A 26,386-nucleotide genomic window follows, 5' to 3' on the forward strand; every position below is an offset into this window, starting at 1 on the left:
GACGCTACAAAGGGGCTATGGGCAACGACCAGACCGTTGCGAACAGTTGCTATGCCAATTCGCCCTGGATGCGGATGATCAGCGCTCGGGCGTCGCGACCGTAAAGGGCCGGCTGCCGGAGCTGCTCGAACATCCGCTCGTACAGCCCGATCTCTTGAGGCTGGCTGACGTCGATACTGGCGGTGGGAGTTTCCAGCGAGACGAGGGTGTCGTCGAAGATCCAGAAGCCGGTCGAGCCAACGGTCCGGCGCTGCACCATGAGCGGAACGACACCAAACGAGATGTTGGGCAGGGTCATAACCGACAGCAGGCGATCGAGCTGGCCAGCCATGGTGTCCGGTGTGCCGAACTGGGTGCGGACGGCGGCCTCCTCCAGCACCACCGAAAAGGTCTTCGCAGCCCGGTACAGGATGGCTTGGCGCTCCATTCGGGCGGCCACCGCGGCCTCGATGTCGTTGCGCGTCTCCAGGAAGTCAATCCAGAAAGTCAGTAGCTCGGTGGCGTATTCGGCAGTCTGGAACAGCCCGGGGATGACGTTGTGTTCGTAGATCCGGAACCGTTCGGTGCGCTCGAACAGGTCGCCGCCCGCCTGGAGGAGCTGCTTCATGCCGGCGCGGGTGCGCCGTTTGAACTCCATGTACATCGACTCGACGGCGCGCGCCTGCGCGATGAGATCGGGGATCTTCTCCTCAGCTGAGCAAGCGGCGCACCAGGTACGGAGGTCGGCGTCGGTGGGGCCCTGGACGCCGTTTTCAATCTTGCTGACACGCGTAAAGTGCCAGCCTGTCGCGGCCGCGAGGTCACGACCGGACAGACCGGCATCCTTACGCAACTCCCGCAGGCGCTGGCCGAGCGCTTCTTGAGCCTTGCGGGCGGCGTCAGACGGGCTGGTACTCACGGTGCTTGATAGTTAGCGCCCACACCTTCTCGAAGGCCGCCGAACACATCTGGACAACCGCCGGGTCGGTCGTCGTGGTGAAAGCCGTGTTCAGACCAGAGCCGGCGTAGTGCAAGAACACGACCTGCTGGTTGTCGATGAGATAGAAGTCGTTGCCCGGCAGGCAGATGGTTGACGTCAGCCGGCGCGGTACCCAGCGGATGTCTTCACCGGCGTCGACCATGGGATCAGCGATGCTGTAACTCCAGCGCTGGTAGTCGCTCAAGGGTTCGGAGACGACGCGTGCCCGCCGGACGCTCCGGCCAGCCCGCACGTGGTCCCGCAGCTCTTGGCACCATTCGTTGAGCCATGCCAGGTCGTCCGGTTCGCCCCGAGCCCACTTGGCCATGTACGGCAGCTCAGTGACGGTGCCGTAGGCGTCGCGGGTCTCGAGGTGAACCGCTGAGTGCTTGAACGACGACAGCAGCTCGGACAGATCGTCAGACGTTATCTCCTGCACGACCCTCCTGGAAGAAGAACGGGACCAGCCGGTCCGGGATCTCGACGGCGGACTCACCGTCAGGAAGGTTGAGCGTAGTCAGGGCGTCCGCGTCGTTGACCACCCAGCCCTGGACGATCCAGCTGTCCCGGTCGGTCTTGTAGAGGGTGGGTGAGTTCTTCGGGTTGGACGCCGGATCTCCGGCGACGAAGGTAAGGCGCATGTCGTACTCCCCTGAAGTCGTTGCGATCGGTTGCCGCTGACTACCCTCCGCTTGCGTCTGGTTGCGGTCAAGAGTAGTTGCGAGATGTTGCGAGACGAGTTTGAGCGTAGGCCAGCCTGCCCTCAAGGGCCGGCAGGCGATCTGGCCGCAGTCACCTCACGCCGTTGAGGTGACCGAGCGCGAAGCCCTGCTGATCTCCGGCTGGTGCATGTGATCCACAGTTCGTTTGGTGTAGCACGTGCGGGTCGACTGGGGGGATGTTGCCGCCGTCCCCGATGTGGTTTGTCGGTACGACCGCGAACGCTCTGCGGAGCGATTTGGCGGGCGAAGTCGCCACCTCACTCGGCGGCCGGCGGTGACCGGCGGTCGGTTGTCGGGGGCGATCGGGCGAGCTGATGTTGTGGGTCCCGGCCGTATGACGGGTCGCCTGTCACCACCGGGTACGACGATCACAGTCACGGTACGAAGAACGTCCGCCTGGCAGTCACACGCGAGCGGCAGCTCGCAAAACGCCGGCGGTAGCCGGCAATCCCGCGGCGCTAGCCGCAATTCGCGGCGGTAGCCGCAGCCCGCGGCGGAGCCGCAGGTCCGGGCGGTAGTCCGGGGGTGGGTGGGGCGCGCGGAGCGGCCGCGTCTGAGGAGCGGAGCGACGAAGCTAGCGGCTGCGGAGCACGCGGGGGGCTGTTCGTGCGGCTGTGCAAGTACGGGGGCTGATCGTGGGGTTGTGTTGAGGGGGTCAGGGCGGAGGTCTGCAAGTAGTCTGGCGGCGTGGGCATGGTGATGGCGGTGTCGTTCGAGCGGTACGGGCGGCTTTATTACCTTGATCCGGGGGAGTTTCGGCCTCGGGTGGGGGACAAGGTGCTGGTGCCTACCGATGACGGGCCTGAGGTTGCGGAGTGTGTGTGGGCGCCGCAGTACGTGACCGAGGAGGTCGGTGGGCTGCCGGCCTGTGCGGGGATCGCGTCGGCGGCGGATCTGGAGCGGGACGAGCAGAATCGGCAGCGGCGGGCGGATGCCCGGGGGATCGCGAAGCGGACGATCCGGCAGCACGGGTTGCCGATGAAGGTGGTCGGGATCGATTTCGTCGATCGGCGGCCGGACATCGATCAGGTGGTGATCGTGTACTTCTCGGCGCCGCACCGGGTGGACTTCCGGGAGCTGGTGCGGGATCTGGCGCGGGCGTTGCGGGCGCGGATCGAGTTGCGGCAGGTGGGGGCGCGGGACGAGGCGCGGTTGCAGGGCGGGATCGGGCCGTGTGGGCGGGACCTGTGCTGTGCGACGTTCCTGAAGGACTTCGAGCCGGTCAGTGTGCGGATGGCGAAGGACCAGGACCTGCCGCTGAACCCGTTGAAGATCTCGGGCGCGTGCGGCCGGTTGATGTGCTGCCTGAAGTACGAGCACCCGCTGTACCAGGAGTTCAACGCGAAGGCCCCGGCGCTCGGATCCGCGGTGGAGACCCCCGCAGGTGATGGAGTGGTGGTCGGGCACAACGTGCCGAGCGACACGGTGGTCGTCCGGCTGGCGGCTTCCGGCCGGCGCTGTGCGTGCAGCCGGGCCGACGTGTGTTCGCCGCGCCAGCAGTACGAGGCGTCCAGTACGACGACCCCGGACGCACCGCCAGTAGTACCGGAGGAAACGCCGCCGGCGGAGGAAGAGCGCCGTACGCGGAAGCCACGCCGGCGTCGCCGGTTGCATCATGACGACGAGGGAGAAAGCCCGCAGTGAGATTCCGCAGGTCGACCGTACTGGTGGCAGCTCTGGCGGTGCTCGCGAGTGGGTGTGGGGTGGCGAGTCGCGCGCAGGACGCCGGCAACGGTACGGCGCCCGGGGTCGGGAGCAATCCGCCGAGCGGACCGGTGGGGCCGATCCCGGCGGGGCTGGAGAAGTTCTACCAGCAGCGCCCGGACTGGCAGCGCTGCGGGACGAACCAGGAGTGCGCGACGATCCAGGTGCCGCTGGACTACACGAAGCCGGCCGGCCAGACGATCGAGTTGCGCGCCCGGAAGGTGCTCGCGAAGGACCGCGGCGGCCGGATCGGGACGCTGTTCATCAACCCGGGCGGGCCGGGGGCGAGCGGGCAGGAGTTCGCGGCGCAGGCGCCGATGCTGTTCGGGGCTTCGGTACTGCGCAAGTTCGACATCATCGGCTGGGATCCGCGCGGGGTGGGTGAGTCGACGCCGGTGAAGTGCCTGGACACGGCGCAGCTGGACGCGATGATCGCCGCCGACGGCAGCCCGGACAACGCCGCCGAGATCGCGGACCTGGACAAGCAGTCGAAGACGTTCGCGGCCGGGTGCGAGCAGCGCTCCGGCAAGCTGCTGCCGTACGTGAACACGAAGGACGCGGCCCGGGACATCGACGTACTGCGGGGTGTCGTCGGCGACCCGCAGCTGTACTACCTCGGCATGTCGTACGGGACGTACCTGGGCGCGACGTACGCCGAGGAGTTCCCGAAGAACGTCGGCCGGATGGTGCTGGACGGCGCCGTCGACCCGGCGATCACGTCGGAGCAGATGGGGATCGAGCAGGCGAAGGGGTTCGACAAGGCGCTGGACGCGTTCGCGGAGGACTGCGCGCAGCGGTCCTGCAAGCTCGGCAGCAGCAAGGAGGAGGTGCTCGGCAAGGTCGACAAGCTCATCAAGGACAGCGACGAGCACCCGCTGCCGGGGGACGGGCAGCGGCAGGTCACGCAGGCGCTGGTGATCCTCGGCCTGGTCTACCCGCTGTACCTGAAGGACTTCTGGCCGCGGCTCGAGGACGCCGTCGCGGCGGGGCTGTCAGGCGACGGCAGCCGGCTGCTCGCGCTGGCCGACGAGTACACCGACCGCAAGCCGACCGGGTACGCCGACAACTCGAACGAGGTGCAGATCGCGGTGAACTGCAGCGACCGCCCGGACGCCACCTCGATCGCGCAGATCCAGGCGGACCTGCCGAAGTTCAAGGCGGCGTCGCCGCGGTTCGGCGAGTTCATGGCCTGGTCGTCGGTGTCCTGCGTGAACTGGCCGGTGAAGCCGACGAACACCCCGCACCCGATCAAGGCGGCCGGCGCGAAGCCGATCATGGTGCTCGGTACGACGCGGGACCCCGCGACCCCGTATGAGTGGGCGGTCGGGCTGGCGCACGAGCTGGAAAGCGGCGTCCTGGTCACCCGGGACGGCGACGGGCACACGGCGTACCTGTCCGGGAACGCGTGCGTGAAGAACGTCGTCGAGAGCTACCTCGTGCAGGGCAACACCCCGGCCGCCGACATCAAGTGCTGATCAGTTAGGGCGGTTGTCGCCGGGTGAGACCGGCACCTTGAGGGTGTCGACCGCCTGCTGGAGGACGGCGCGGAGTCCCGCCTCGTCCTGCGGGCGGCCGCCGACGGTGATCTCGACGGCGGCCGTCTTGCCGTCGTCCAGCGAGATCCAGCGCGACAGGCCCATCCGCGGCCCGCGGGTCTTGTCGACGTACGTGTAGACGAGCATGCCGTTGTCGCGGCTCAGCACCTTGAGGTCCTTCTCGTCGATGCTGCGCTCACGGTTCCGCACGAGCTCGTCCGGGCTCTGCTTGCTGCCGCGGGTGTCGAACCGGAGCTGCCAGACGCCGGTCGGGTCGAGGAACTTCGGCCGGGTGCCGCTCTGCGCGCTCTTCCAGCCGGTCGGCACCTCCGCGGACACCGGGTCCTGGTCGGTGCCGAAGTTCTGTACGACGTACTGCAGCCCGTCGGCCTGCAGCCCGTTGCCTCGGTTCGGCGTACTCGAAGAGGTCGGGCTGACGATGCCCACCGGCTCGTCGTGCGCTGTGAACGGATTGCCGCCGTTGACGACGACGACCGTGCCGAACGCGACCACACCGACGGTCATTCCCGCCAGCGTCATCAGCAGCGCCTGGTGCCTGGGCGTGAGCATCCCGACCTCGCTTCCCTCTCTCCCGCCCGATTATCGCCGACGAGAGGGGCGTCACCGCAAACGCCGCGTACGCTGGCACGTCGTGGAGACGTCAGACACCGCTTTCCAGCAGGCCTTGCAGCATTACGACGACGGTACGGCGGAACGCGCCGAACTGAAGCTGCTCACCAAGGTGTTGCTGAACCGCCTGGTCGCGAAGGCGCCGGGGCACGCGGTGGAGGTACGGATCCCGCCGTACGGCGCGGTGCAGTGCATCGAGGGCCCGCGGCACACCCGTGGTACGCCGGGAGCGGTGATCGAGATGCCGCCGGAGCTGTGGATCGAGGTCGCGCTCGGCCGCATGAGCTGGGCGGACGCACGGATGTCCGGGAAGCTCCGTGCGAGTGGCGAACGGACCGATCTGACCGCGTTGCTGCCGCTCACGAACAGCTGACGAACAGTTGGCGAACAACTGAGCCGCGGCCTCCCCCGAGGACGCCGCGGCTCAGGAACTGAGGAGATTCTCAGCTGACCCAGACCGTGGTCCGGCCGAAGATGATCGCGAGCTTGCCGTCGCCGCGCATCTGCAGCACGGAACCTTTACGGGTGGTCTTGGAAGCCCAGAGCGGCTTCTTGGCGGCGCTGTAGACAACGAAGTTGCCATCGGTCTGCATGGTCGCGAACGCGCCCTTGCTGACCGTCTTGGTGCTCCAGATCGGCGTCTTGCCGTACTTCACGATCACCAGGTTGCCGTCGGCCTGCATCTGCGCCCGGTACACCCGGTTCTGCGAGTACAGCGCGACCGGGTTGCTCAGGACGCGGCCCGGGTACAGGTTGACCATCACCATGTAGCGGGACCAGACGGCCTTGCGGCGGATGTTGTAGAGGACCAGGTTCGAGTCGTTCTGGACGTTCAGGATCGCGCCGGTGCTGCCGGCGGTTCCGCTGGCCCAGACCGTCGTACGGCCGGAGATGACGACCAGGTTGCCGTCGGGCCGCATCATCAGCGTGGACGACTTGCGGTTGGTCATGGTCGCCCAGATCGGGGTCCGACCCTTGACCAGCACAGCGTTGCCGTCGGTCTGCATGACCAGCGTGTAGACCTTGTTGAGCGAGCGGAGGTACTGGCCGGGCTTCAGGTACTGGCCCGGGCGCAGCAGCCCTCCCGACGGTGTGGTGGCGGTGACAGCGGTGGCAGCCGTCTGCGACGCGGGGGCGGCGTGCGCGGCCGACGGAACAAGCAGGGTGGCACCGGCCGCCGCACCGACGGCGAGGCCGGCGAGCAGGCGGGTGCCGACCGACTTGATCGAGATCATGCGGTTGTTCTCCGATTCCCGAGGATGGCCGGGATCTTTCCCGGCCGCCGAGATTGACGCCGTGGGCAACCAATCGGTTGTCACGCTAGGACGGCTGCGGGTCGCACCCGGGCCCTTTCGACGGTGGTGGAAAGGCTGGCGGTTAATCAGGTTCGTCTGGGGCGGTCGGACCTGTCACCATGTTCCGGTGGCAGCAAGTCTTCGCTCGCGGCTGGCCCGGTTGCGTGTCGATCTGACCCCGTGGCGTGGTTCCCGCGATTTCCGCGTCCTGCTGGTCGCCGGCTCGGTCTTCTTCCTCGGCGGCATGGTCGGGTACGTCGCGCTGCCGTACCAGCTGTACCAACTCACCGGCTCGAACTTCGCGGTCGGCGCGATGGGCCTGGTGACGATCGCCCCGCTGGTGGTCTTCGGCCTGTACGGCGGTGCGCTCGCGGACCACGTGGAACGCCGGAAACTGCTGGTCGGCACCGGGATCGCGCAGGTCGTGATCTCCGCGCTGATGGTGACGAACACGCTGCTCGCGCATCCGCAGGTCTGGCTGATCTACGTCTGCGGCGCGCTGAACGCGGTCGCCTCCTCCCTGCAGCGCCCGAGCCGGGAGGCCCTGCTGCCGCGGGTGGTGAAGCACGAGGAGATCCCGGCCGCGGTCGCGTTGAGCTCGCTGACCTCGCAGATCGGGCAGCTCGCCGGCCCGGCGCTGGGCGGCGTACTGGTCGGATCCGTGGGCGTGACCTGGGCGTTCTCGGTCGAGCTGGCCGGGATCGTGTTCGCGACGCTGCTGTACGCCCGGCTCGGGTCGTACCGGTCGAAGGAGCACACCACGGCGCCGAGTCTGCGGGCGATCGGCGGCGGGATCGTGTACGCGTTCCGCCGCAAGGACCTGCTGGCGACGTACCTGGTGGACATGGTCGGGATGTTCCTGGCGATGCCGATCGTGCTGTTCCCGGCGTTCGCGACCGACGTACTGAAGGAGCCGAGGCTGCTCGGGCTGCTGTACAGCGCGGAGGCGATCGGGGCGATGTGTGCCTCGCTCACCAGCGGCTGGGCGAAACACGTCCACCACCAGGGGCGGGCCGTCGTGCTCGCGACGATGGGCTGGGGCGCCGCGGTCGGGATCGCCGGGCTGGCGCCGAACATCTGGTTCGCGATCGGGTTCTTCGCGCTGGCCGGCGCCTGCGACATGGTGTCGGTGCTGTTCCGCTCGGTGATCTGGAACCAGACCATCCCGGACGAGATGCGCGGCCGGCTGGCCGGGATCGAGATGCTCGGGTACTCGCTCGGCCCGCTCGGCGGTCAGGCCCGCTCCGGCCTGGTCGCCGACCTCACCACGGTCCGGACCGCGATCGTCAGCGGCGGCGTCCTGTGCGTCGCCGGCGTGCTCGCGACCTCGGTCTGGCTGCGCGAGTTCTGGCGGTACGACGCCCGCACCGACGAACACGCCGTCCGCGAAAGGCAACTCCGCGCCGCCGGTTAGAGTCTCAGTCATCATGCGTACCCTGATCGCCGCCGGGCTGGCCGTCGTACTGCTTGCGGGGTGTGGGGGTCATGGGCAGGAGACCGCGCCGAGTGTGCCGCCGCTGGTGTCGGTGAGCGGGTTCGACACCCCGTCCGCGACGCCCTCGGACACGCCGTCACCGACCGCGTCGGCGACGCCTGTCGAGACGCTGTGCACCTCGATCGACGAGACGTTGGTCCGGACCACGCTGGCCGTGCCGGTGGTGAAGATCGTGCGCCAGAACCCGCCGGCCGAGATCGACATCCCGTCGTACGACGTCTGCCAGCTGAGCCTGAGTACCGCGCCGGACGGCCCGGTGCTGCGGATCGGGGTCTCGGTGCTGCAGGCAACCGCCGCGACGCTGGCGGCGGCGCGGAAGACGTACGCCGCGCACGGGCGGGAGCCGGCCGTGACCGCGAACGTCGGCGACGGCGGGTACGGGACGAGCCAGTTCCTGGTGTTCCTGCTCGACGGCCGGCTGTACAAGCTCTCCGGTCCGCAGGCCACGCTCGCGAAGTACGTCGTCCTCGGGCAGGAGGTCGCCCGGCAGGCGCCGGGGCTGCAGGCGCCCGCGCTCGAGATCACCCGGCCGGAGTGCGATCGCGGATCGGACGCGGCCGAGCAGGTGCTGGGCGTACCGGCGACGGCCCGCCGCGACGGCGAGACCCTCGTCGGCGACCCGGTGTGCGGCTGGATCACCGCCACCCGCGTGCTGTACTCCTCGGTCCGCCGGGAGCCGGACGCGAAGGCGTTGATGGCCCCGCTCCGGAACGCCTCCACCTCGCAGTCGATCCCGCTCGGCGACGAGGGGTACATCGACACCGCGACCGGCCGGACCACGATCCGGGTCGGCGACGACAAGCTGGTCGACCTGGTCCCGCTGCCGGCCCGCGCGGTCAACCCGGACCTGATGACCCAGTTCGCGCTCGCCCTTTCGTCGCTCTACACGCACTGACCCGGGTGCTATGGTGACCGCGCCGTGGTGTTCGGGAAGCCGGTGAAGTACCGGCGCGGCCCTCGCCACTGTGATCGGGATGTGCACCTGTCGTACCCGTAAGGGGACCACTGGCCGCGTGCGGCTGGGAAGGTCAGACCGGTGGACGTGGTACCCGTCAGCCAGGAGACCGGCCACGGCGCTGACCCGTCCACGAGGTGCTGGAGGAGCGGTCCACTCATGGCCGTCGTACGTGTGCTTGCTGTCGCCCTGTCCTTGACCCTGCTGGCCGGCTGCGCGCCGTCCGCCGCGGAGAGTCCCGGGGCCACCACGGTGAAGAACTGCGGGATCGACGTGTCCGTCGACGGGCCGCCGAAGCGGGTGTTCGCGGCGTACCAGCCCGCGATCGAGCTGGCCCACGCGCTGGGTATCTCGGACCGCCTGGTCGGTACGGCGTACCTCGACTCCCAGGTGCTGCCGGAGTACGCCGCCGCGCAGTCGAAGGCGAAGTACTTCAAGAACCTGCCGAGCCGCGAGGAACTGCTCAGCCTGCACCCGGACTTCGTACTGTCCGGGTTCAACGACGTGTTCAGCGCCGTCGGGAGCGACGCGAGTTTCGGCAGCCGCAAGAGCCTCGCCGACCTCGGCGTACAGACTTGGATCTTCAGCCCGCTCTGCCCGACCGCGGACGGCAACGGCGACGAGGCGATCGACCCGGCGACGGTCTCGATGGACAACGTGTACGCCGACCTGCGCGACCTCGGCCGGCTGTTCGGCGTCGAGGACCGCGCCGAGCAGGTGATCGCCGACCAGCAGAAGCGGATCGCCGCGGTCGCGGCCGCCGTGAAGGATGCGCCGCGCCCGACGGTGGCGATCGTCCGCCCGGGCCTGGAAGGCGGCGGGATGACCGTGTCCGGCGGTCCGGACTTCGGTACGGTGCTGATCCGGCAGGCGGGCGGCGTGAACGCGTTCGCCGACCTGACCTCGAAGCGGAACGTGAAGATCAGCGTCGAGGAGTTCATCAAGCGGGACCCCGACTACGTGCTGATCAGCGGGTGCTGCGACGCGTCGCTGACACCCGCGGCCTCGCAGCCGGGCGTTCGGAAGATCCTCGCCAATCCGGCGTTCGCGAACCTGAAGGCAGTGCGTTCCCAGCACGTCGTGCCGTGGCTGTTCGCGAACCATTCCGCCGGCGTCCGCGGCGCCTACACCACCGAGAACCTCGGCCACATCCTGCACCCCGACCTGGTCAAGTGAAGCGCGCGGCCGGTCTGGTCGCGGTGCTGGCGGTCGTCGTCGTGCTGTCCTTGTGCGTCGGCGACCGCTGGATCGGGCCCGGCGCTGTGTACCGGGCGCTGGCGGACTTCAGCGGCAGCGACGGCGACCGCGTGGTCCGGTACCTGCGGTTGCCGCGGACCGTCGCAGGCGTGCTGGTCGGCGCCGCGCTCGGGCTGTCCGGCGCGGTGATGCAGGGCGTCACCCGGAACCCGTTGGCCGACCCCGGGATCCTCGGCGTGAACGCCGGTGCCGCGGTCGCGGTCGTGGCGGCGATCGGCCTGTTCGGCATCCACAGCCTGACCGGGTACGTCTGGTTCGCGATGGGCGGGGCGCTGGTGGCCACGGTGGCTGTCTATCTGGTCGGCGCGGTCGGCGGTACGACGCCCGTGAAGCTCGCGCTGGCCGGTGCGGCGATCTCCGCGCTGCTCGGCTCGATCACGTCGGCGGCGACGCTGGTGGATCTGTCGACGCTGAACGAGTACCGCTTCTGGGTGGTCGGTTCGCTGTCGCTGGCCGACCAGCGGGTGGTCGCCCAGGCCGTGCCGTTCGTTGCTGTCGGCATCGTTCTTGCGCTGGTGCTGGGGCGATCGTTGAACCAGCTCGCACTGGGCGACGACCTAGCGCAGGCGCTCGGCACGCGGGTGCTCCTGGTCCGCGTACTGTCCGGTCTCGCGGTGGTGGTGCTGGCCGGTACGGCGACCGCGATCGCGGGGCCGATCGGCTTCCTCGGGCTCGCCGTACCGCATGTCGCCCGGTTGGTCGTCGGACCGGACCAGCGCCGGATCCTGCCGTGCTCGATGCTGCTCGCGCCTGTCGTACTGCTGCTCGCGGATATCGTCGGGCGGGTCGTCGTACGTCCGGCGGAACTGCAGGTCGGGATCGTCACCGCGCTGATCGGTGCGCCGCTGTTCATCGGGTTGGTCCGGCGCCGACGAATGGCCGCGTTGTGAGAGCGGGCCTCGTCGCGTCGGTGCTGACCGTCCTCGTGGGCGCGTATGCCCTGACCCGCGGCGACTACACGCTGTCGATCGCCGAGGTACTGCGGACTCTGTCCGGGCACGGCACTTTGATCACGTACGACGTGGTCGTCAACAACCGGCTGCCCCGGGTGCTGACCGGGATCGGCGTCGGGGCGGCGTTCGCGATCTCCGGCGCGATCTTCCAGCGGCTCGCCCGGAACCCGCTGGTCAGTCCGGATCTGATCGGCGTGAACGCCGGCGCCGCGCTGGCCGCCGTACTGATCATCACCGTCATCGGCAGCGGGTGGATCCCGCTCGGGGCGCTGCTCGGGTCGTTGCTGGCGGCAATCAGTGTGTATTTGCTGGCGTACCGGAACGGGATGTCGGGGAATCGGCTCGTGCTGGTCGGTGTCGGGGTGACGGCGATTGTCGGGTCGTTGACGGCGTACCTGCTGACGCTGGCGGACATCTACACGGCGAAGAGCGCGTCGATGTGGCTGGCCGGGAGTCTTGCGGGGCGGTCGTGGACGCACGTCGTACTGATTGGGGCCACACTCGCGGTGGGGGTGCCGGCGGCCGTGGTGCTGACGCGGCAGTTGCGGTTGCTCGAGCTCGGCGACGACGTGGCGCGGGCGCTCGGCGGGCGGGTCGAGTTGGCGCGCGGGGCGTTGATCGCGCTCGGGGTGGGGCTCGCGGCGTTCGCGACGGCGGCGGCCGGGCCGGTGGGGTTCGTGGCGTTGGTGGCGCCGCAGTTGGCTCGGCGGTTGGTTCGGCGGCCCGGGCTGGTGGTGCCGGGGGCGATCGGGGCGTTGCTGGTGGTTTCGTCGGATCTGCTGGCGCGGACGGTGGTCGCGCCGACGGTGCTTCCGGTGGGGGTGGTGACCGCGTTCATGGGTGCGCCGTACCTGCTGTATCTGCTGACGCGTCCTAGCTGACCTTCGCGATGGTGGCGATCGCGTCGGCGATCTCTGTCGGGGTGCGGGCGGCGTACCCGAGGACCAGGCCGGGGGCGTGCGGGAGTTGGCAGTGCCAGGAGAGCGGGTGACACTTGACGCCCGCGTCCAGGGCGGCCGCGGCGAGGGCGACGTCGTCCGCCTCGTCGAAGGTGATCGTCAGGTGCAGGCCGGCGGCGGCGCCGTGGATGGTTGCTGTCGGCAAATGAGTGCGAATGGCGGCGACCATCGCGTCGCGGCGGGTGCGGTGCCGGCGGCGGAGCAGACGGAGCTGGCGTTCGAGTTCGCCGGACTCCATCAGGTGCGCGAGGGTGAGCTGGGGGAGGGCGGCGTTGCCGAGGTCGGCGAGGCGTTTGCGGGCGATCACTTCCTCCTTGTACTGCGGGGGCGCCAGCATCCAGCCGATCCGCAGGGCGGGCGCGAGCAGCTTGGAGACGCTGCCGACGTAGAACACCTGCTCGGGCAGCATCGCGCGGAGCGCCGGGACCGGCGGGCGGTCGTAGCGGTGTTCGGCGTCGTAGTCGTCTTCGAGGATCAGGCCGCCGTTCGTGGCCCATTGGACGAGTTCGCGGCGGCGTTCGCCGTCGAGGACCACGCCGGTCGGGAAGTGGTGCGCCGGGGTTGCCATCACCACGGCGGCTTCGGACTTGCGCAGTACGTCGACCTGGAGGCCGCGGTCGTCGACGGGGATGGGTGGGGTGCGCATGCCCCAGTTCTGCAGGTGTTGCCGGGAGCCGAGTGAGCCGGGGTCCTCGACGGCGACCTCGTGGATGCCGTGCCGGTCGAGCAGCTGCGCGACGATCGCGATCGCCTGCGCGACACCCGCGACGACGATGACGTCCTCCGGGTCGGCCGCGATCCCCCGGTACTGCGCCAACCACCCCGCCACCGCCCGCCGGAGCACCGGCGTCCCGGCCGGATCGCCGTACCCGAACTCCGCCGCCCCCAGCTCGCCCAGCACCGCCCGCTCCGCCCGCAACCAGGCCCCCCGCGGAAACGCCGCCAAGTCCGGCACCCCCGGCGTCAAATCCACCCGAGCCGGCGCGGCCCGGAGCGCGTCGAAGATCTCGGGGTTGTCGGCCGAACGACAGGAGGTGTCGGTCGATTCGGCCCATTCGCCGGACTCGCCAGGCGGGCGGGCTCGTATACGTAGACGACTACGTCCTGTCGAACGGTCGACCACGGGCGCCGCCACCACAACAGTGCCTCCTCGGCCGCGGCCTGCAACCTGCCCGTCTTCTGTGAGCCGCTGGTAGGACTCGGTGACGACGCCGCGGGAGATGCCCAGGTCGGCGGCCAGGGTGCGGGTTGCGGGGAGGCGGGTGCCGGTGGCGAGCTGGCCGCTGGAGATGGCGGCCCGGAGGCGTTCGGTGAGCCAGTCCGCGAGCCCGCCGGGCGGCGCCTCCGACGGATCGAGCTGGAGGAAGTCCGCGCCGCCTTTGGACCGGCCACTTGGTGCCGGATTGGACCTGTTCACTGGACCATTGTCGCGCGACCGTGGAGGTATGGGAACCGACTACGTCCACGGCTACACCCCGGCGGAGACCCGCCGGCTGACCGACCAGGCCGGCACGCTGGCCGACCTCCTGCACGGCGGTACGACGTACCCGGCCGGCAGCCGCGTCCTCGAGGCGGGTTGCGGCGTCGGCGCGCAGACCGTCCAGCTCGTCACCCGCAGCCCGGGCATCGACCTGGTCGCGATCGACATCTCCGAGGCCTCGCTCGCCCAGGCGAAGGCCCGGGTCGCCGAGCACGCGCCGTACGCCGTGGTCGACTGGCGGCACGCGGACCTCCGCGAACTGCCGGACGAGAAGTTCGACCACGTCTTCGTCTGCTTCGTCCTCGAACACCTCGCCGATCCCGTCGGCGCCCTCACCCAGCTCCGGCGCCTGCTCAAGCCCGGCGGCACGATCACCGTCATCGAGGGCGACCACGGCTCAGCCTTCTTCCATCCGCGCAGCGCCCGCGCCCAGGCCGTCGTCGACTGCCTCGTCGACCTGCAGGCCGCGGCGGGCGGCGACTCGCTGATCGGCCGCCGCCTCCAGCCGCTGCTCGAGCAGGCCGGGTACGACGACGTACACGTCGAGCCTCGGACCGTGTACGCCGACCAGAACCTCCCGCACCTCGTCGACGGGTTCACCCGCAAGACGTTCATCGCGATGGTCGATTCGGTCCGCGAACGCGCGATCGCCGCCGGCCTGTTGACCGCCGTGGAGTGGGCGGCCGGCATCGCCGACCTGGAGAAGTCCGCCGCACCCGGCGGCACCTTCCACTACGCGTTCTTCAAGGGGGTGGGACGGACATGATCGGCTTCCTGATCCTGATCGCCGCGGTGTGCCGGGCGCTGAAACGCAACCAGCGCTGCCAGCTCCGGCCGACGGTCGGCGGCGTCACCGATCGGGATCTACAACGATTGGTGGACGATCTCAGGGCCAGTTCATGAACGCCTGGTAAACAAGGAGGATGGCGCGGACCGAGCAGCTCGAGATCGAGACGAAGTACGACGTCGGCGAGGACGCGATCGTGCCGGCGCTGCACGACCTGCCCGGTGTCGCGAGCGTCGCGGAACCGCTCGAGCTCGACCTGGAGGCGGTGTACTACGACACCGCCGCCTTCGACCTGGCCGCGCACAAGGTCACGCTGCGGCGCCGGACCGGCGGTGAGGACGACGGCTGGCACGTGAAGTTCCCCGGGACGGCCGGGCGGCTCGAGGTCCGGTACCCGCTGGGGCGTTCGGTGCGCAGCGTGCCGGTCGCTGTGGTCCGTACGGTCCGGGTCCACGTCCGGGACCGCAAGGTGGAGCCGGTGGTCACGCTGTCGACCCGGCGAGTGGTGCATCGCCTCCTCGACGCGGACGGCGCGGTGCTCGCGGAGCTGGCCGACGACCACGTGACCGCGACGGTCACGGGCGGTACGCCGGAGAGCTGGCGCGAATGGGAGGTCGAGCTCGTCGGCGGCGACGCCCTGCTCCTTGAGGACGCGGGCGAGCTGCTCCGCTCGGCCGGTGCGGTTCCGGCGGGCGGCCCGAGCAAGCTGGCGAGGGCGCTCGGCGACCGCGTCCCGGCATACGACGAAGGTGCCCTGCCGACGAAGCCGCGGACGTCGGACCTGTTCCGCGCGTACGCCGGCGCGCAGGTGCGGGCGATCCGGGAGCGGGACCCCGAGGTACGGCGGGATGTGCCGGACGCGATCCACAAGTTCCGGGTCGCGACGCGGCGGCTCCGGTCGGCGCTCGCGACGTACCGTCCGGTGATCGACCGCGCGGCCGGCGACGAGCTGCGCGCCGAGCTGAAGTGGCTCGCCGGCGAGCTCGGGGTCGCCCGGGACGCCGAGGTACAACGCGAACACTTCGCCGCCGAGGTCGCGGAACAGCCCGCCGAGCTGGTGATGGGCCGGGTCGCCGGCCGGATCGACGACCATCTCCGCCGCGTCTACCGCGAGGGCCGCGCCGGCGCGCTGGCCGCACTGGAGAGCGCGCGGTACTTCCAGCTCCTCGACGCCCTCGACGACCTGATCGCCAAACCGCCCCTGACCGGCGACGACCGCAAGGCCGCTCGCCAGATCCGCGAGCTGCTCGCCCACGACTACGACCGGATGCGCAAGGCCGTACGCCGTTCCCAGCAGGCCGAGACCGCCGCGGAACAGGACCACGAGCTCCACGAGGTACGAAAGTCCGCGAAGCGCCTACGCTACGCCGCGGAGTCCGTCGTACCGGTCCTGAACGACGAGGCCACCGCACTCGCCGCCCGCGCCGAACAGGTCCAGGAGATCCTCGGCGAACACCAGGACTCCGTCGTCTCCCGCGACCTCCTCCACACCCTCGCCCTCCAGGTCCACGCCGAAGGCGGCAACCCCTTCACCTACGGCCGCCTCCACGCCACGGAGGAACACCGAGGCAACACCTCCCGCGAAGCCTTCTACAAGCTCTGGCCGACCCTCGAATTCCAAATCTGACTGCTCCGACCCCGCGGCGCGCAGCCCGGCTCCTTCGTCGCCGATCTACGCGCCGCTCCCGCCCACCCGTGACTGTGCGCACGCGGCCGCGCTGTCATCGGTGAACTGGGGCGCTCGCGGACCGTGAGATGTTGGCGCCGTGACCGCCTGGAAACAGCTGCTGGTCGACAGCGCATCGTCCGGCCCGATCTGCCTCGCACCGCCTTCGCCTCGACCGCTCCACACTGAGGTCCTGCCGTGTGGCCAGGTGCCGTGGCACGCGAGAGGCGGACAAGAGTGTGCGTTCCCTAGCGCGCACTGGAGGGCTATCGAGACTCGTAGAGCTTGGCGTCCGGGCCTTTCGCGCGGTGGAGGCGGTCGGGCGTGTCGCCTTCGAACCTCAGGCCGTAACGGGCCAGCACTGTTGCCTGGCAGTCTGCGTAGAGCTGTGAGGGTGCCGCATTGGGATCAACGCCGGTCTCGGGATCCTTGGCGGTGTGATCCAGTGCCTTTGGGTGTCCGTGTTCGGCGAGGCAGTCAGCGAACAGCTTCTCCCGGCGCTGGCCGAAGACGGTGATGCTGTCCTTGACCGAGCCAGGGATCTGGCGGCTGGTTTCCACGTGGAGGTATGCGGCGTCCAAGCCGGTCAGGTTGCCCCGAAGGGTGAACTCGCCGCCGATCTTGACGATCTGAATGTCGAACGGAGCGAGGATCTTGTTCGCGGTGACCTCATCCGCGGTGAGGTGCTGGTCAGGATCTGCGGGCAAGGCGGGTATTGACATTTGCTGCATGTTCTTTCTTTCGTGGCCTCGGAAACCTTAGGGTCAGCGCCGAAGGTGACCACCACTCTATATCTCTTCTCTTGTATTTCTTTTGTTCTTCTCCCTTCTCTGTTTCTTTCCTTCCCATCTTTTGTTTGGGGCTGTCAGGCAGGCTCGCGTTGGTTCGGCAGGGCCTGCCTGACAGGTCTTCTAGTGCGCCACCGCCTTCTCGGCGCCGGCGCCGGTGAGGGAGCGGACCTCCATCTCGGCGAACTTGTCGACGTCGACCGGCTCCTTGCTGGTGATCGTGCCGAGCCAGCCGAGCAGGAACGCCAGCGGGATCGAGATGATGCCCGGGTTGTCCAGCGGGAACCAGTGGAAGTCGATCCCGGTGTCGGTGATCATCGACAGGCTCTTGCCGGTCTTGGCGTCGACCTTGCCGGAGACGACCGGGCTGAAGACGATCAGGACGATCGTCGAGACCAGGCCGCCGTAGATGCTCCACAGCGCGCCGCGGGTGTTGAACCGGCGCCAGAACAGCGAGTACAGGATCGTCGGCAGGTTCGCACTCGCCGCGACCGCGAACGCGAGCGCCACCAGGAACGCGATGTTCTGCCCGTTCGCGAAGATGCCGCCGATGATCGCGACGATGCCGATCACGACCGCGGTCAGCCGGGCCACCCGGACCTCGCCGTCGCCGCTGATCTGGCCCTTCTTGATGATCTGGCCGTAGATGTCGTGCGCGAACGACGTACTCGCGGTGATCGTCAGCCCGGCCACCACGGCGAGGATGGTCGCGAACGCCACCGCCGAGATGACCCCGAGCAGCACCTCGCCGCCGAGTTCGTACGCGAGCAGCGGGGCAGCCGAGTTCGCCTTGCCCGGGGCCGCCTTGATCCGGTCGGGTCCGACGATCGCGGCCGCGCCGTACCCAAGCACCAGAGTGAACAGGTAGAAGATGCCGATGATCCAGATCGCCCAGCTGACACTGCGCCGGGCTTCCTTCGAGTCCGGCACCGTGTAGAAGCGCATCAGCACGTGCGGCAGGCCCGCGGTACCGAGGACCAGGGCGAGCGCGAGCGAGATGAAGTCCAGCTTGGTGACACCGGTCAGGCCGTACTGCAGGCCCGGGCTGAGCAGCTTCTCGCCGGCCGCCGGGCTCTTGTCGACCGCCGCGCCGAGCAGGCCGGACAGGTTGAAGGCGTACTTCGCCAGCACCCAGATCGTCATGATCCCGGCGCCGATGACCAGCAGTACCGCCTTGACGATCTGCACCCAGGTGGTGCCCTTCATGCCGCCGACCAGCACGTACACGATCATCAGGATGCCGACCACGGCGATCACGATGCGCACACCGGTGTTGCTCGAGACGCCGAGCAGCAGTGCGACCAGCCCGCCGGCACCGGCCATCTGCGCGAGCAGGTAGAAGAAGCAGACGCAGAGGGTGGAGATCGCGGCCGCCATCCGGATCGGCCGCTGCTTGAGGCGGAACGACAGTACGTCGGCCATCGTGAACCGGCCGGTGTTCCGGATCAGCTCGGCGACCAGCAGCAGCGCGACCAGCCACGCCACCAGGAAGCCGATCGAGTACAGGAAGCCGTCGTACCCGTTCAGCGCGATCGCGCCGGCGATGCCGAGGAACGACGCGGCGGACAGGTAGTCGCCGGAGATCGCGATGCCGTTCTGCGGGCCGGTGAAGTTCCGGCCGCCGGCGTAGAAGTCCGCGGCGGTCTTGTTGTTCCGGGAGGCGCGGAACACGATCGCCAGTGTGGCCAGCACGAACAGCGCGAAGATCAGGATGTTGACGGTCGGGTTGCCTACTGTTGCCAGCGGCAACATCAACGGGGCGGTCACTGCGGTGCTCCCTCGATCTGGTGGCGGAGCTTCTCGGCGTCCGGGTCGACCCGGCGGTCCGCCCAGCGGACGTAGATCATCGTGATCGCGAACGTCGACACGAACTGGCCGAGGCCGAACAGCAGCGCGACGGTGATGTTGCCGCCGCCGATCCGGTGCGACATGAAGCCGTGCGCGTAGTCGGCGAGCAGGACGTAGACGAAGTACCAGACCAGGAACAACGCGGTCATCGGGAACACGAAGCGCCGGAACCGGCGACGCAGCTCGGAGAAGTCCGGTGAGATCTGGACATCCCGGTACGTCGTGAGTTCCGGTTCGCGAGTGGATTCACTCATGCGGGACCTCCAACGGGGATCACGCCGGGCGGTAGGGAGCCGGCTGCCCCGTACTGTGTCGTGGCTCACTACCGTCCCGACAGCACCGGCGCGCACCGGTCGCTCAGCGGAGCACACCAGTCGTTCGGTGGATCACTCAACTGCGGTGAACGGTAGGAATCACACGACGAACGGTCAGCGCGACGGCAGGCCGCGGTCCACGTCGACGGCCTCGGGCGTGTGTAGCCGGACCATGCTGCGGGCGGTGCCGGCCGGGATCTTGCCGGGCGTGAGCTTCGAGACCACGATGACGGTGAGGAACGCGAGCGGCATCGTCCACGCGGCCGGCTGACCGACGAGCGCCCGCGGCCAGCCGCCGTGCGGCCCGCCGGACATGTTCACCAGGGCGGCGGCGCTGGCCGCGATCCCGCCGACGACCAGCCCGGCCGCGGCGCCGGCCGTCGACATCCGCCGCCACCAGATCCCGAGCACCAGCAACGGGCAGAACGTCGACGACGCGAGCGCGAACGCCAGCCCGACGGTGTCCGCGAGACTCAGCGCGCCGGTGACCGTGAACGCCAGGTACGGCACGATCATCGCGATCAGCGCCGCGATCCGGAAGCTGCTCACCGCGACGTAGTCCCCGCCGGTCCACCGGTGCAGCCGGCTCCGCAACAGGTCCTGGTCGATCACCCCGGCGATCGCGACGGTCAACCCCGACGACGTCGACAGGAACGCCGCGAACGCCCCCGCCGCGACGAGCGCACCGAGCAGATCCCCTGCTGTACCAGGGAAAACCCGTCCGGGCAGTTCGAGTACGACGGTGTCCCCGCCGGTGCTGACCAGGTCCGGCGCGAACGTCCGCCCGAGTACGGCGTACATCGGTGGGAAGAGGTAGAACAGGCCGAGCAACGCCAGTACGACCACCGTGGTACGCCGGGCCGCGCGGCCGTCGGGGTTGGTGTAGAAGCGGACCAGGACATGCGGGAGGCCCATCGTCCCGAAACAAAGGGCCAGGAGCAACGAGTACGTCGCGTACAGCGGGTGGTCGCGCCCGCCCGCGCGGGACAGCGGCTCGGCCCACGCGGCGGCGGCGCCGTGGAGTGAATCGAGGACGCCGGTCGGCTGGTGCCAGATGAGCAGGATCACGAAGATCGGCGCGGCGAGCGCGGTCAGCTTGAGCCAGTACTGGAACGCCTGCACGAACGTGATCGAGCGCATCCCGCCGGCGGCGACGTTGATCACGACGATCACCGTCACGACCGCGGCCCCGACCTGCGGCTGCGCGCCGGTCACGGTCTGGACGGCCAGGCCGGCGCCTTGCAACTGGGGCAGGAGGTAGAGCGTCCCGATGCCGACCACCAGCCCGGCGCAGATCCGTCGTACGGCGGCCGACTCGAAGCGGGTCTCGGCGAAGTCGGGCAACGTGTACGCGCCGGACCTGCGCAGCGGAGCGGCCACCAGGACAAGCAGCATCAGGTAGCCGACGGTGTAGCCGACCGAGAACCACAGCATGTCGGCGCCGTTCACCAAGACCAGTCCTGCGACGCCTAGGAACGACGCGGCGGACAGGTACTCGCCGCTGATCGCTGACGCGTTCCAACGCGGCGAGACCGCGCGGCTGGCGACGTAGAAGTCACTGGTGGTCCGGGAGATCCGAAGGCCGAAGAGACCGATTCCGATCGTGGCCACGACCACCAGCCCGATCGCGGTCACGCTGAGCGCGGGTGACATCTACTGCCGTCCTACGAACTCGGTGAACTCCGCTTCGATCCGCTCGGCGTTACGGACGTAGATGCGGGCCGCTATGTACACCACGGGATACACGAGAATGCCCAGGATCACCCAGGGCAGTGGGAGACCCAGCACGGACAGGGTGCGCGTCGGTGGAACCAGCCAGAACAGCAAGGGGATGCTGCCCAGGATCAGCAGTACGCCACCGATGACGGCCAGCGTCAGCCGCAGCTGGGACTGCACCAACGACTGCATGTAGACCTGACCGAGTCTTGTCTGCTCGTCGATCTCCCTGGTACCGGTAGGAGTCCCTGGACGGCGTGCTGCGCTCGCTCGTGGGCTGGTGACGCGTACCCGTTTCGGTCCCTCAGGCGTGCTCATCGGGAGCGGACCAGGAGGTCGCGGAGCTCGCGGGTGTGCCGGCGGCTGACCGGGAGCCAGTCGTCGCCGACCCGGACCGAACAGCGGCCGCCGTCCACCCGCATCTCGTCCACGTGCTGCAGAGCGACCAGGGTGCTCCGGTGGATCCGGGTGAAGCCCGCGTCGCGCCAGCGCTCCTCCAGCGTGCTCAGCGGGATGCGTACGAGGTGAGAGTTCTGGCCGGTGTGCAGGCGCGCGTAGTCGCCCTGGGCCTCGACGTACCGCACCGTGGAGCGCTGGACGAACCGGGTGATACCGGCCAGCTCGACCGGGATCACCTCGTCGTCGGTCTCCTCAGCGGTCTGCAGCGCAGCCGGAGCACCCTGCGTGACGACCCGGCGTACCGCCTCCGCCAGCCGCTCCTGGCGCACCGGCTTCATCACGTAGTCCGTCGCCTCCAGGTCGAACGCCGCGACCGCGTGCTCGTCGTACGCCGTCACGAACACGATCTGCGGCCGGCTCGCGAACTTGGACAGCACCCGTGCGAGGTCGATGCCGTCCAGCCCGGGCATCTTGATGTCGCAGAACACCACGTCCAGGTCGGTCGCCTGCAGGATCTTCAACGCGTCCGGCCCGTTCGCGGCGGTCCGGATCTCGCCGATCCGCGGGTCCTGGCCCAGCAGGTAGACGAGCTCGGCCAGCGCGGGCTCCTCGTCGTCCGCGACCAGCGCGCGCAGGGGAGTCATGGCCACACCTTAGGTGGACGCATGCACTCCTGAGGAGTATTTGGGGATCCGGAACGTCACCTTGGTCCCGGCGTCCACGGCCGTCTCCACGACCAGCCCGTACGTGTCGCCGTACACCTGGCGGAGCCGGGCGTCGACGTTGCCGAGGCCGACGGAGTCGCTGCTGGAGACGCCGGACAGGGCCGCCCGGATCACCTCCGGGTCGCTGCCCGCGCCATCGTCCTCGACGCTGATCTCCGCCTCGTTGATCCGGTCCCGGGCGCGGATCGTGATCGAGCCGGCCCCTGACTCGAGGCCGTGCCGTACGGCGTTCTCCACCAGCGGCTGCACCACCAGGAACGGGATGACCACCGGCAGCACCTCAGGAGCGATCTGCAGCGACACCTTGAGCCGTTCACCGAAGCGGGCCTGTTCCAGCACCAGGTAGCGCTCCACGTTGCGCAGCTCGTCCGCCAGCGTGGTGAACTCGCCTCCGCGTCGCAACGCATATCTGGAGAAGTCAGCGAACTCCAGGAGCAGCTCACGTGCCCGCTCCGGGTCAGTGCGGACGAACGACGCTATGGCAGCAAGAGCGTTGTAGATGAAGTGCGGGCTGATCTGAGCGCGCAAGGCCCGCAGCTCGGCCTCCATTGCCCGCGTCCGTTCCTTGTTGAGCTCAGCCAGCTCCACCTGGCCCGAAACCCAGCGGGCGACCTCGTCGGTTGCTCTGACGAGCGCGGCCGACGTGCTGTTGCTGTACGCGACCAGCACGGCGACGACACGCTCCTCAGTGACGATCGGCGCGACCACCGCCGTACGGATCGGGCACGCTGGGTCCCCACAGGCCACGTCGTGCGCACCCAGTACGGCGGTACGGCCGGAGCGCAATGTCGGCGCGGACAGGTCCTTGGCGTCGCGGCGGTGGTTGCTCTCGTACGGGCCGCCGACACCGTCCCACGCCAGTACGCCGGACGCGTCGCAGATCGCGATGGCCGCCGTACCCAGGAGGTCCCGGAGATGGCGGCTCGCCTTACCGGCCGCAGCGGGGGTCAGGCCTTCGCGCAGGTGCGGGCTGGCCAACGAGGCGGTATGCAGGGTCGCGTACGTCGCCTTGTCGGCCGGAGTCCCGAAATGCTTCCGCCGGCGCGTGAACACCCCCTGACGGTAACCGCTCAGCCCTCCGCGCGCGGCCTGAACGCCTCCAGCGCCTCCGTGTCGGAGTACGTGTGCAACAGGTACTCCTCGACCCATCCGGTGCGACCCGGGTACGTCGACTCGCTGACGATCCGCTCCGCCGCCTTCGCCGCGTCGATCGGTGTGTAGCGCAGTTGTACGCCGTTCTCGGACAAGAGCGCCCAGGTGGGACCAGGAGCGCCGTACGGCATCCCCACGCTGCCCGCGTTCACCACTTGCCGCCGGTCGACCTGCCGGGCGTAAGGCATATGCGTGTGCCCGCAAACAACAGTCCTGACTTCGTCCGGGAGTCCAGAGAACACCTGCGCCCAGCGGGAGATCGGGCTGTCCACCAACACCATCTCTAGGTCGTCCCGAGGTGTGGCGTGGCAGAACAGCACGTCACCGATCGTCACCGTCAACGGCAGCCCCGCCAACAGCTCCACCTGATCCGGCCGCAACTGCTCGGCCGCCCACGGAGACACGGCGTCCGGCGGCTCCTCGTCGTACGTCCCGCGAACCATCTCCACCAGCTCCCGATCCGCGTTGCCCCGCACCCAGACCACGCGGTCGCCCAGGCCCGTCAACACGTCCAACGTCTCCACAGGCATCGGCCCACTGGCTATGTCCCCGGCCAGCACAACAGCATCGGCCCCTTGCACCTCGGGCTCGGCCAACACCGCCTCCAGCGCAGGCAGCACCCCATGGACATCCGCAAGCACAGCAATCCGCTCCATGCCGCCAGTCTGCTGCCGAACGCTCCGCGGCGCCCGCCCGATCTGCTCAGGGCAGATCAGCTGGTCAGCTCGAACGACTTCGCCGACATGATCTCCGTGGCTCGTTCGCAAGCGCCGGTGTCGATGGCGCACCGCACGACCGCGGCCCTGGTGGTTGGTGCCATGTGGCCGCCCGACACGATCGCCAGCAGCAGAAGGTGGTTGCCGTCCTCCGCCACCGCCCCCTGGAAACAGCCGCTCCACTGGCGGATCACGGCCGCGGTCCGCGCGTTCAACGCGGTGACGATGTTGCTGCAGCCCTCGCCGTACGTCGGAACGCCGATCGCGACCGCTCCGTCCGGAGTGAAACCGGTGACCCCGAAGTCGCAGGTCCGGAACTGCTGGCCGGCGCCGGCGGTCTCGACGACCCTGGTGCACTGGCCGCCCTCCGCGAGCGGACTCGCGGCGACCAGCCGTCCGTCGGCCGACATCGCGATCGGCGCGGACGGAATCTTCGGCACCCGGACCACGGTCGAGTCGCCAGGGCTCCAGCTGTACAGCCGCGTGATGTTCTCCGACCCCTTGACCGACGCCTGGTAGTAGACCTTGCCGTCGGCGTAGGCCATCGGGCTGATACTCCGCACGGTCGGGAGGTTAACGGATCGGACGGTCCCGCCGCGCTCCAGGTAGAGCGTGGCGCCGTATGTCATCTCGTGGTTCACCAACGCGGCCTCGGCCGCGTACATGGCTGCCGTGCCGTCCGGCGTACCGACGACCTTGTAGACGCGTTTGGTACGGCGGACGACGTTGCCGGCCGCGTCCAGCTTCAGCAACTCGCCGTTCCCGCTGCCGGCCAGGGTGGCCGCCAGCAGACCGTCGTCGAGGCGGGCAACATCCATGATCTGCGCGCTGCCAGGCACCTTCAGGGCCTGCCCCCGCCCGCCGCGCACCGACCTGTCGGCACGGTAGCTGTGTCGAGGCGCCGGTCCTTGCGGCAGCTTGGCGACATCGAGAGCGACCGGGCCGGAGACCACCGGTGTCGGTGTCGGGGTGGTGGTCGGTGTCGGCACTGGAGTTCCGGCGAGCGGCGCCGCATGCGTGGAGGAGCCGGCCAGCGGGCCCTGGCGGTGTGCGACCGCTCCACCCGCGGCAACCGCGGCGGCCGTCGTGATCGCCACGACGGCGACCCGGAGGGCGGCGGGAGACGTCACGTCAGGCGCCGATCTGCAGCTCACCCTTGGCGAGAGGTGTCGCGAGTTCGCAGGCTCCCGTGGTGATGGTGCAGCGGACGATCGCGGCCGGCGTACCCTCGCCGTCGTCGGCCAGCAGCAGGAGGTGCTGGTCGTCCTCGGGGACCGCCTGCCGGAAGACACCGCTCCACTCGTGGATCAGGCTGCCGTTCTTGGCATCCAGCGCGGCCGCGATGCCCTGGCCGTAGCCGTCCTCGTACTTCGGGCCGGCGATCACCGTGGCGGCGTCCGGGGTGAAGCCCGCGATGATGTAGTCGCACGTACGCCACAGGACCTTGCCGGTCGGCACGGTCAGCAGGCTGCTGCAGCTGTTCTGGTTCGCCTGGGTGGTGAGCGAGCCCGCGGTGTCGACGCTCGAGACGGCCATCGCGGACGGGATCGCCTTCAGCTGAGTGGCCTTCGAGTCACCCGGCGTCCATTCGTAGAGCGTGGTGGTGCCGTCCTGGGTCGTCGACGCGTCGAAGTACACCTTGCCGTTCGTGTAGCCGCGGAGCATGGCGTTCCAGACGCCGGGGATCTGGACCTTCTGCACGTTCTGGGTCTTGGCGTCCTCGGCGTACACGGTCGCGCCGGGCATCGCTTCGCCGGTGGACTTCAGTTTGGTGCCCAGGTACGCCGCCGCGGTGCCGTCGGCGCTGGTGAAGATCTGGGTGACATCCGGGGTGTGGCGGATGAGCTTGCCGTCGTCGCTGAACGTCAGCAACTCGTTGCCGAAGCCCTTGGTGACCACGGCGAGCGACGTGATGCCGAGGCGGGCGACCTGCTGGATGTCCATCGTGCCGGGGATCGTGACGTCGTTGCCGGCGCCGCCGCGGATCGTGCGGCCGGTCAGGTACGCGACCTGCGGTGCGCGACCCGGGGTGAGCTTCTTCAGGTCGATCTTGGTCTTCGGCCGGCTCGCTTGCGTGCTGGTGGTCGCCGACGGCGTACGGCTGGCTGCCGTGGGGGTTGTCACCGGGGTCGTCGCCGAGGGGGACGTCGAGGGGGAGGTCGAGAGCGGGACGGCCGCGGCGTCGGCGGAGGTCTGCGGGCCCTGGCGGTACGCGAGCGCTCCGCCGCCGGTCACAGCGGCCACCGCGACAGCCGCGACCAGGGCGGCCAGGCCCCCGTTCTGCACGCGCATCGGCGAACTCCTTGCACAGTCATGGTCAGGTCACGGTCGG

27 protein-coding genes and 1 riboswitch are annotated in these 26,386 nt (G+C 69.3%); of the genes, 11 read left to right on the forward strand and 16 right to left on the reverse strand.

What is annotated here, in order from left to right; translation table 11 throughout:
- Nucleotides 1–49: 49 nt before the first annotated feature.
- From ACFV9C_RS04900 to ACFV9C_RS04910, 3 genes are read right to left on the reverse strand one after another with little or no spacing between them, the layout of a single operon-like run.
- Nucleotides 50–898, reverse strand: coding sequence for a helix-turn-helix domain-containing protein (locus ACFV9C_RS04900; RefSeq protein ID WP_380190736.1), 849 nt, complete (start codon nucleotides 896–898; stop codon nucleotides 50–52).
- Nucleotides 879–1,397, reverse strand: a complete 519-nt coding sequence (locus ACFV9C_RS04905; protein WP_380190737.1) for a DUF6879 family protein — start codon at nucleotides 1,395–1,397, stop codon at nucleotides 879–881. The genes ACFV9C_RS04900 and ACFV9C_RS04905 overlap by 20 nt, the downstream gene beginning before the upstream one ends.
- Nucleotides 1,378–1,599: a hypothetical protein gene (locus ACFV9C_RS04910; protein WP_380190738.1), complete on the reverse strand. Its 222-nt coding sequence runs from the start codon at nucleotides 1,597–1,599 to the stop codon at nucleotides 1,378–1,380. Before ACFV9C_RS04910 ends, ACFV9C_RS04905 begins: the two co-directional genes overlap by 20 nt.
- Nucleotides 1,600–2,373: 774 nt before the next feature.
- Between ACFV9C_RS04910 and ACFV9C_RS04915 the strand changes: the two genes are divergently transcribed.
- Both ACFV9C_RS04915 and ACFV9C_RS04920 read left to right on the forward strand, forming a co-directional pair.
- Nucleotides 2,374–3,324: a stage 0 sporulation family protein gene (locus ACFV9C_RS04915; RefSeq protein WP_380190885.1), complete on the forward strand. Its 951-nt coding sequence runs from the start codon at nucleotides 2,374–2,376 to the stop codon at nucleotides 3,322–3,324.
- Nucleotides 3,321–4,859, forward strand: coding sequence for an alpha/beta hydrolase (locus ACFV9C_RS04920; protein WP_380190739.1), 1,539 nt, complete (start codon nucleotides 3,321–3,323; stop codon nucleotides 4,857–4,859). The genes ACFV9C_RS04915 and ACFV9C_RS04920 overlap by 4 nt, the downstream gene beginning before the upstream one ends.
- Here the strand turns inward: ACFV9C_RS04920 and ACFV9C_RS04925 are convergent, their stop codons facing one another.
- The gene (locus tag ACFV9C_RS04925) at nucleotides 4,860–5,489 is read right to left on the reverse strand and encodes a hypothetical protein (RefSeq protein WP_380190740.1); all 630 of its coding nucleotides are present in this window, start codon (nucleotides 5,487–5,489) and stop codon (nucleotides 4,860–4,862) included.
- 82 nt (nucleotides 5,490–5,571) lie between these two features.
- On the opposite strand from ACFV9C_RS04925, the gene ACFV9C_RS04930 reads away from it, so the two are divergent.
- On the forward strand, nucleotides 5,572–5,922 hold the full coding sequence (locus ACFV9C_RS04930) for a sterol carrier family protein (RefSeq protein ID WP_380190741.1): 351 nt from the start codon (nucleotides 5,572–5,574) through the stop codon (nucleotides 5,920–5,922).
- A 70-nt stretch (nucleotides 5,923–5,992) separates the two neighbouring features.
- On the opposite strand, the gene ACFV9C_RS04935 is transcribed toward ACFV9C_RS04930, so the two are convergent.
- On the reverse strand, nucleotides 5,993–6,784 hold the full coding sequence (locus ACFV9C_RS04935; protein ID WP_380190742.1) for a hypothetical protein: 792 nt from the start codon (nucleotides 6,782–6,784) through the stop codon (nucleotides 5,993–5,995).
- A gap of 187 nt (nucleotides 6,785–6,971) precedes the next feature.
- On the opposite strand from ACFV9C_RS04935, the gene ACFV9C_RS04940 reads away from it, so the two are divergent.
- From ACFV9C_RS04940 to ACFV9C_RS04960, 5 genes are all read left to right on the forward strand, one after another.
- Nucleotides 6,972–8,258 carry an MFS transporter gene (locus tag ACFV9C_RS04940; protein ID WP_380190743.1) on the forward strand — a complete coding sequence of 429 codons (1,287 nt, stop codon included), beginning with the start codon at nucleotides 6,972–6,974 and terminating at the stop codon, nucleotides 8,256–8,258.
- A 13-nt stretch (nucleotides 8,259–8,271) separates the two neighbouring features.
- Nucleotides 8,272–9,234 carry a hypothetical protein gene (locus ACFV9C_RS04945; protein ID WP_380190744.1) on the forward strand — a complete coding sequence of 321 codons (963 nt, stop codon included), beginning with the start codon at nucleotides 8,272–8,274 and terminating at the stop codon, nucleotides 9,232–9,234.
- An 8-nt stretch (nucleotides 9,235–9,242) separates the two neighbouring features.
- Nucleotides 9,243–9,427, forward strand: a riboswitch (cobalamin riboswitch).
- A 26-nt stretch (nucleotides 9,428–9,453) separates the two neighbouring features.
- Nucleotides 9,454–10,470, forward strand: coding sequence for an ABC transporter substrate-binding protein (locus ACFV9C_RS04950; RefSeq protein ID WP_380190745.1), 1,017 nt, complete (start codon nucleotides 9,454–9,456; stop codon nucleotides 10,468–10,470).
- Nucleotides 10,467–11,441, forward strand: coding sequence for a FecCD family ABC transporter permease (locus tag ACFV9C_RS04955; RefSeq protein ID WP_380190746.1), 975 nt, complete (start codon nucleotides 10,467–10,469; stop codon nucleotides 11,439–11,441). The genes ACFV9C_RS04950 and ACFV9C_RS04955 overlap by 4 nt, the downstream gene beginning before the upstream one ends.
- Nucleotides 11,438–12,385 (forward strand): FecCD family ABC transporter permease, encoded by a 948-nt coding sequence (locus ACFV9C_RS04960; RefSeq protein ID WP_380190747.1) that lies wholly within the window; start codon nucleotides 11,438–11,440, stop codon nucleotides 12,383–12,385. Before ACFV9C_RS04955 ends, ACFV9C_RS04960 begins: the two co-directional genes overlap by 4 nt.
- Here the strand turns inward: ACFV9C_RS04960 and ACFV9C_RS04965 are convergent.
- Nucleotides 12,378–13,880: a PLP-dependent aminotransferase family protein gene (locus tag ACFV9C_RS04965; RefSeq protein ID WP_380190748.1), complete on the reverse strand. Its 1,503-nt coding sequence runs from the start codon at nucleotides 13,878–13,880 to the stop codon at nucleotides 12,378–12,380. The two genes, ACFV9C_RS04960 and ACFV9C_RS04965, sit on opposite strands and share 8 nt — an antisense overlap.
- Before the next feature lie 28 nt (nucleotides 13,881–13,908).
- Here ACFV9C_RS04965 and ACFV9C_RS04970 point away from each other — a divergent pair, with 28 nt between their 5' ends.
- The 3 genes from ACFV9C_RS04970 to ACFV9C_RS04980 are packed head-to-tail and all read left to right on the forward strand — an operon-like array spanning nucleotide 13,909 to nucleotide 16,357.
- Nucleotides 13,909–14,709, forward strand: coding sequence for a methyltransferase (locus ACFV9C_RS04970; protein ID WP_380190749.1), 801 nt, complete (start codon nucleotides 13,909–13,911; stop codon nucleotides 14,707–14,709).
- Nucleotides 14,706–14,846, forward strand: a complete 141-nt coding sequence (locus tag ACFV9C_RS04975; protein WP_380190750.1) for a hypothetical protein — start codon at nucleotides 14,706–14,708, stop codon at nucleotides 14,844–14,846. The genes ACFV9C_RS04970 and ACFV9C_RS04975 overlap by 4 nt, the downstream gene beginning before the upstream one ends.
- A 20-nt stretch (nucleotides 14,847–14,866) precedes the next feature.
- Nucleotides 14,867–16,357, forward strand: coding sequence for a CHAD domain-containing protein (locus tag ACFV9C_RS04980; RefSeq protein WP_380190751.1), 1,491 nt, complete (start codon nucleotides 14,867–14,869; stop codon nucleotides 16,355–16,357).
- A 305-nt stretch (nucleotides 16,358–16,662) separates the two neighbouring features.
- Here ACFV9C_RS04980 and ACFV9C_RS04985 read toward each other — a convergent pair whose 3' ends face one another.
- The 10 genes from ACFV9C_RS04985 to ACFV9C_RS05030 form a co-directional block, all read right to left on the reverse strand.
- Complete coding sequence (locus tag ACFV9C_RS04985) at nucleotides 16,663–17,118, reverse strand: hypothetical protein (RefSeq protein WP_380190752.1); 456 nt, start codon at nucleotides 17,116–17,118, stop codon at nucleotides 16,663–16,665.
- A 189-nt stretch (nucleotides 17,119–17,307) separates the two neighbouring features.
- Nucleotides 17,308–18,936, reverse strand: coding sequence for a cation acetate symporter (locus tag ACFV9C_RS04990; RefSeq protein ID WP_380190886.1), 1,629 nt, complete (start codon nucleotides 18,934–18,936; stop codon nucleotides 17,308–17,310).
- A gap of 11 nt (nucleotides 18,937–18,947) precedes the next feature.
- Nucleotides 18,948–19,286, reverse strand: coding sequence for a DUF485 domain-containing protein (locus ACFV9C_RS04995; RefSeq protein ID WP_380190753.1), 339 nt, complete (start codon nucleotides 19,284–19,286; stop codon nucleotides 18,948–18,950).
- A gap of 174 nt (nucleotides 19,287–19,460) precedes the next feature.
- A complete protein-coding gene (locus ACFV9C_RS05000; RefSeq protein ID WP_380190754.1) occupies nucleotides 19,461–20,999 on the reverse strand; it encodes a cation acetate symporter in 1,539 nt (512 codons plus the stop codon).
- Nucleotides 21,000–21,254, reverse strand: a complete 255-nt coding sequence (locus ACFV9C_RS05005) for a hypothetical protein (RefSeq protein ID WP_380190755.1) — start codon at nucleotides 21,252–21,254, stop codon at nucleotides 21,000–21,002.
- 122 nt (nucleotides 21,255–21,376) lie between these two features.
- The gene (locus ACFV9C_RS05010) at nucleotides 21,377–22,105 is read right to left on the reverse strand and encodes a LytR/AlgR family response regulator transcription factor (protein WP_380190756.1); all 729 of its coding nucleotides are present in this window, start codon (nucleotides 22,103–22,105) and stop codon (nucleotides 21,377–21,379) included.
- Between the two features lie 9 nt (nucleotides 22,106–22,114).
- Entirely contained in the window at nucleotides 22,115–23,239 is a 1,125-nt protein-coding gene (locus ACFV9C_RS05015; protein WP_380190757.1) for a sensor histidine kinase, read from the reverse strand.
- Between the two features lie 17 nt (nucleotides 23,240–23,256).
- On the reverse strand, nucleotides 23,257–23,994 hold the full coding sequence (locus ACFV9C_RS05020; RefSeq protein WP_380190758.1) for a metallophosphoesterase family protein: 738 nt from the start codon (nucleotides 23,992–23,994) through the stop codon (nucleotides 23,257–23,259).
- A gap of 56 nt (nucleotides 23,995–24,050) precedes the next feature.
- Nucleotides 24,051–25,184: a hypothetical protein gene (locus ACFV9C_RS05025; RefSeq protein ID WP_380190759.1), complete on the reverse strand. Its 1,134-nt coding sequence runs from the start codon at nucleotides 25,182–25,184 to the stop codon at nucleotides 24,051–24,053.
- Between the two features lies 1 nt (nucleotide 25,185).
- Nucleotides 25,186–26,346, reverse strand: coding sequence for a hypothetical protein (locus ACFV9C_RS05030; RefSeq protein ID WP_380190760.1), 1,161 nt, complete (start codon nucleotides 26,344–26,346; stop codon nucleotides 25,186–25,188).
- Between the last annotated feature and the right edge of the window lie 40 nt (nucleotides 26,347–26,386).

Origin of the sequence: Kribbella sp. NPDC059898, assembly GCF_042730855.1 — a bacterium.
Classification (GTDB): domain Bacteria; phylum Actinomycetota; class Actinomycetes; order Propionibacteriales; family Kribbellaceae; genus Kribbella.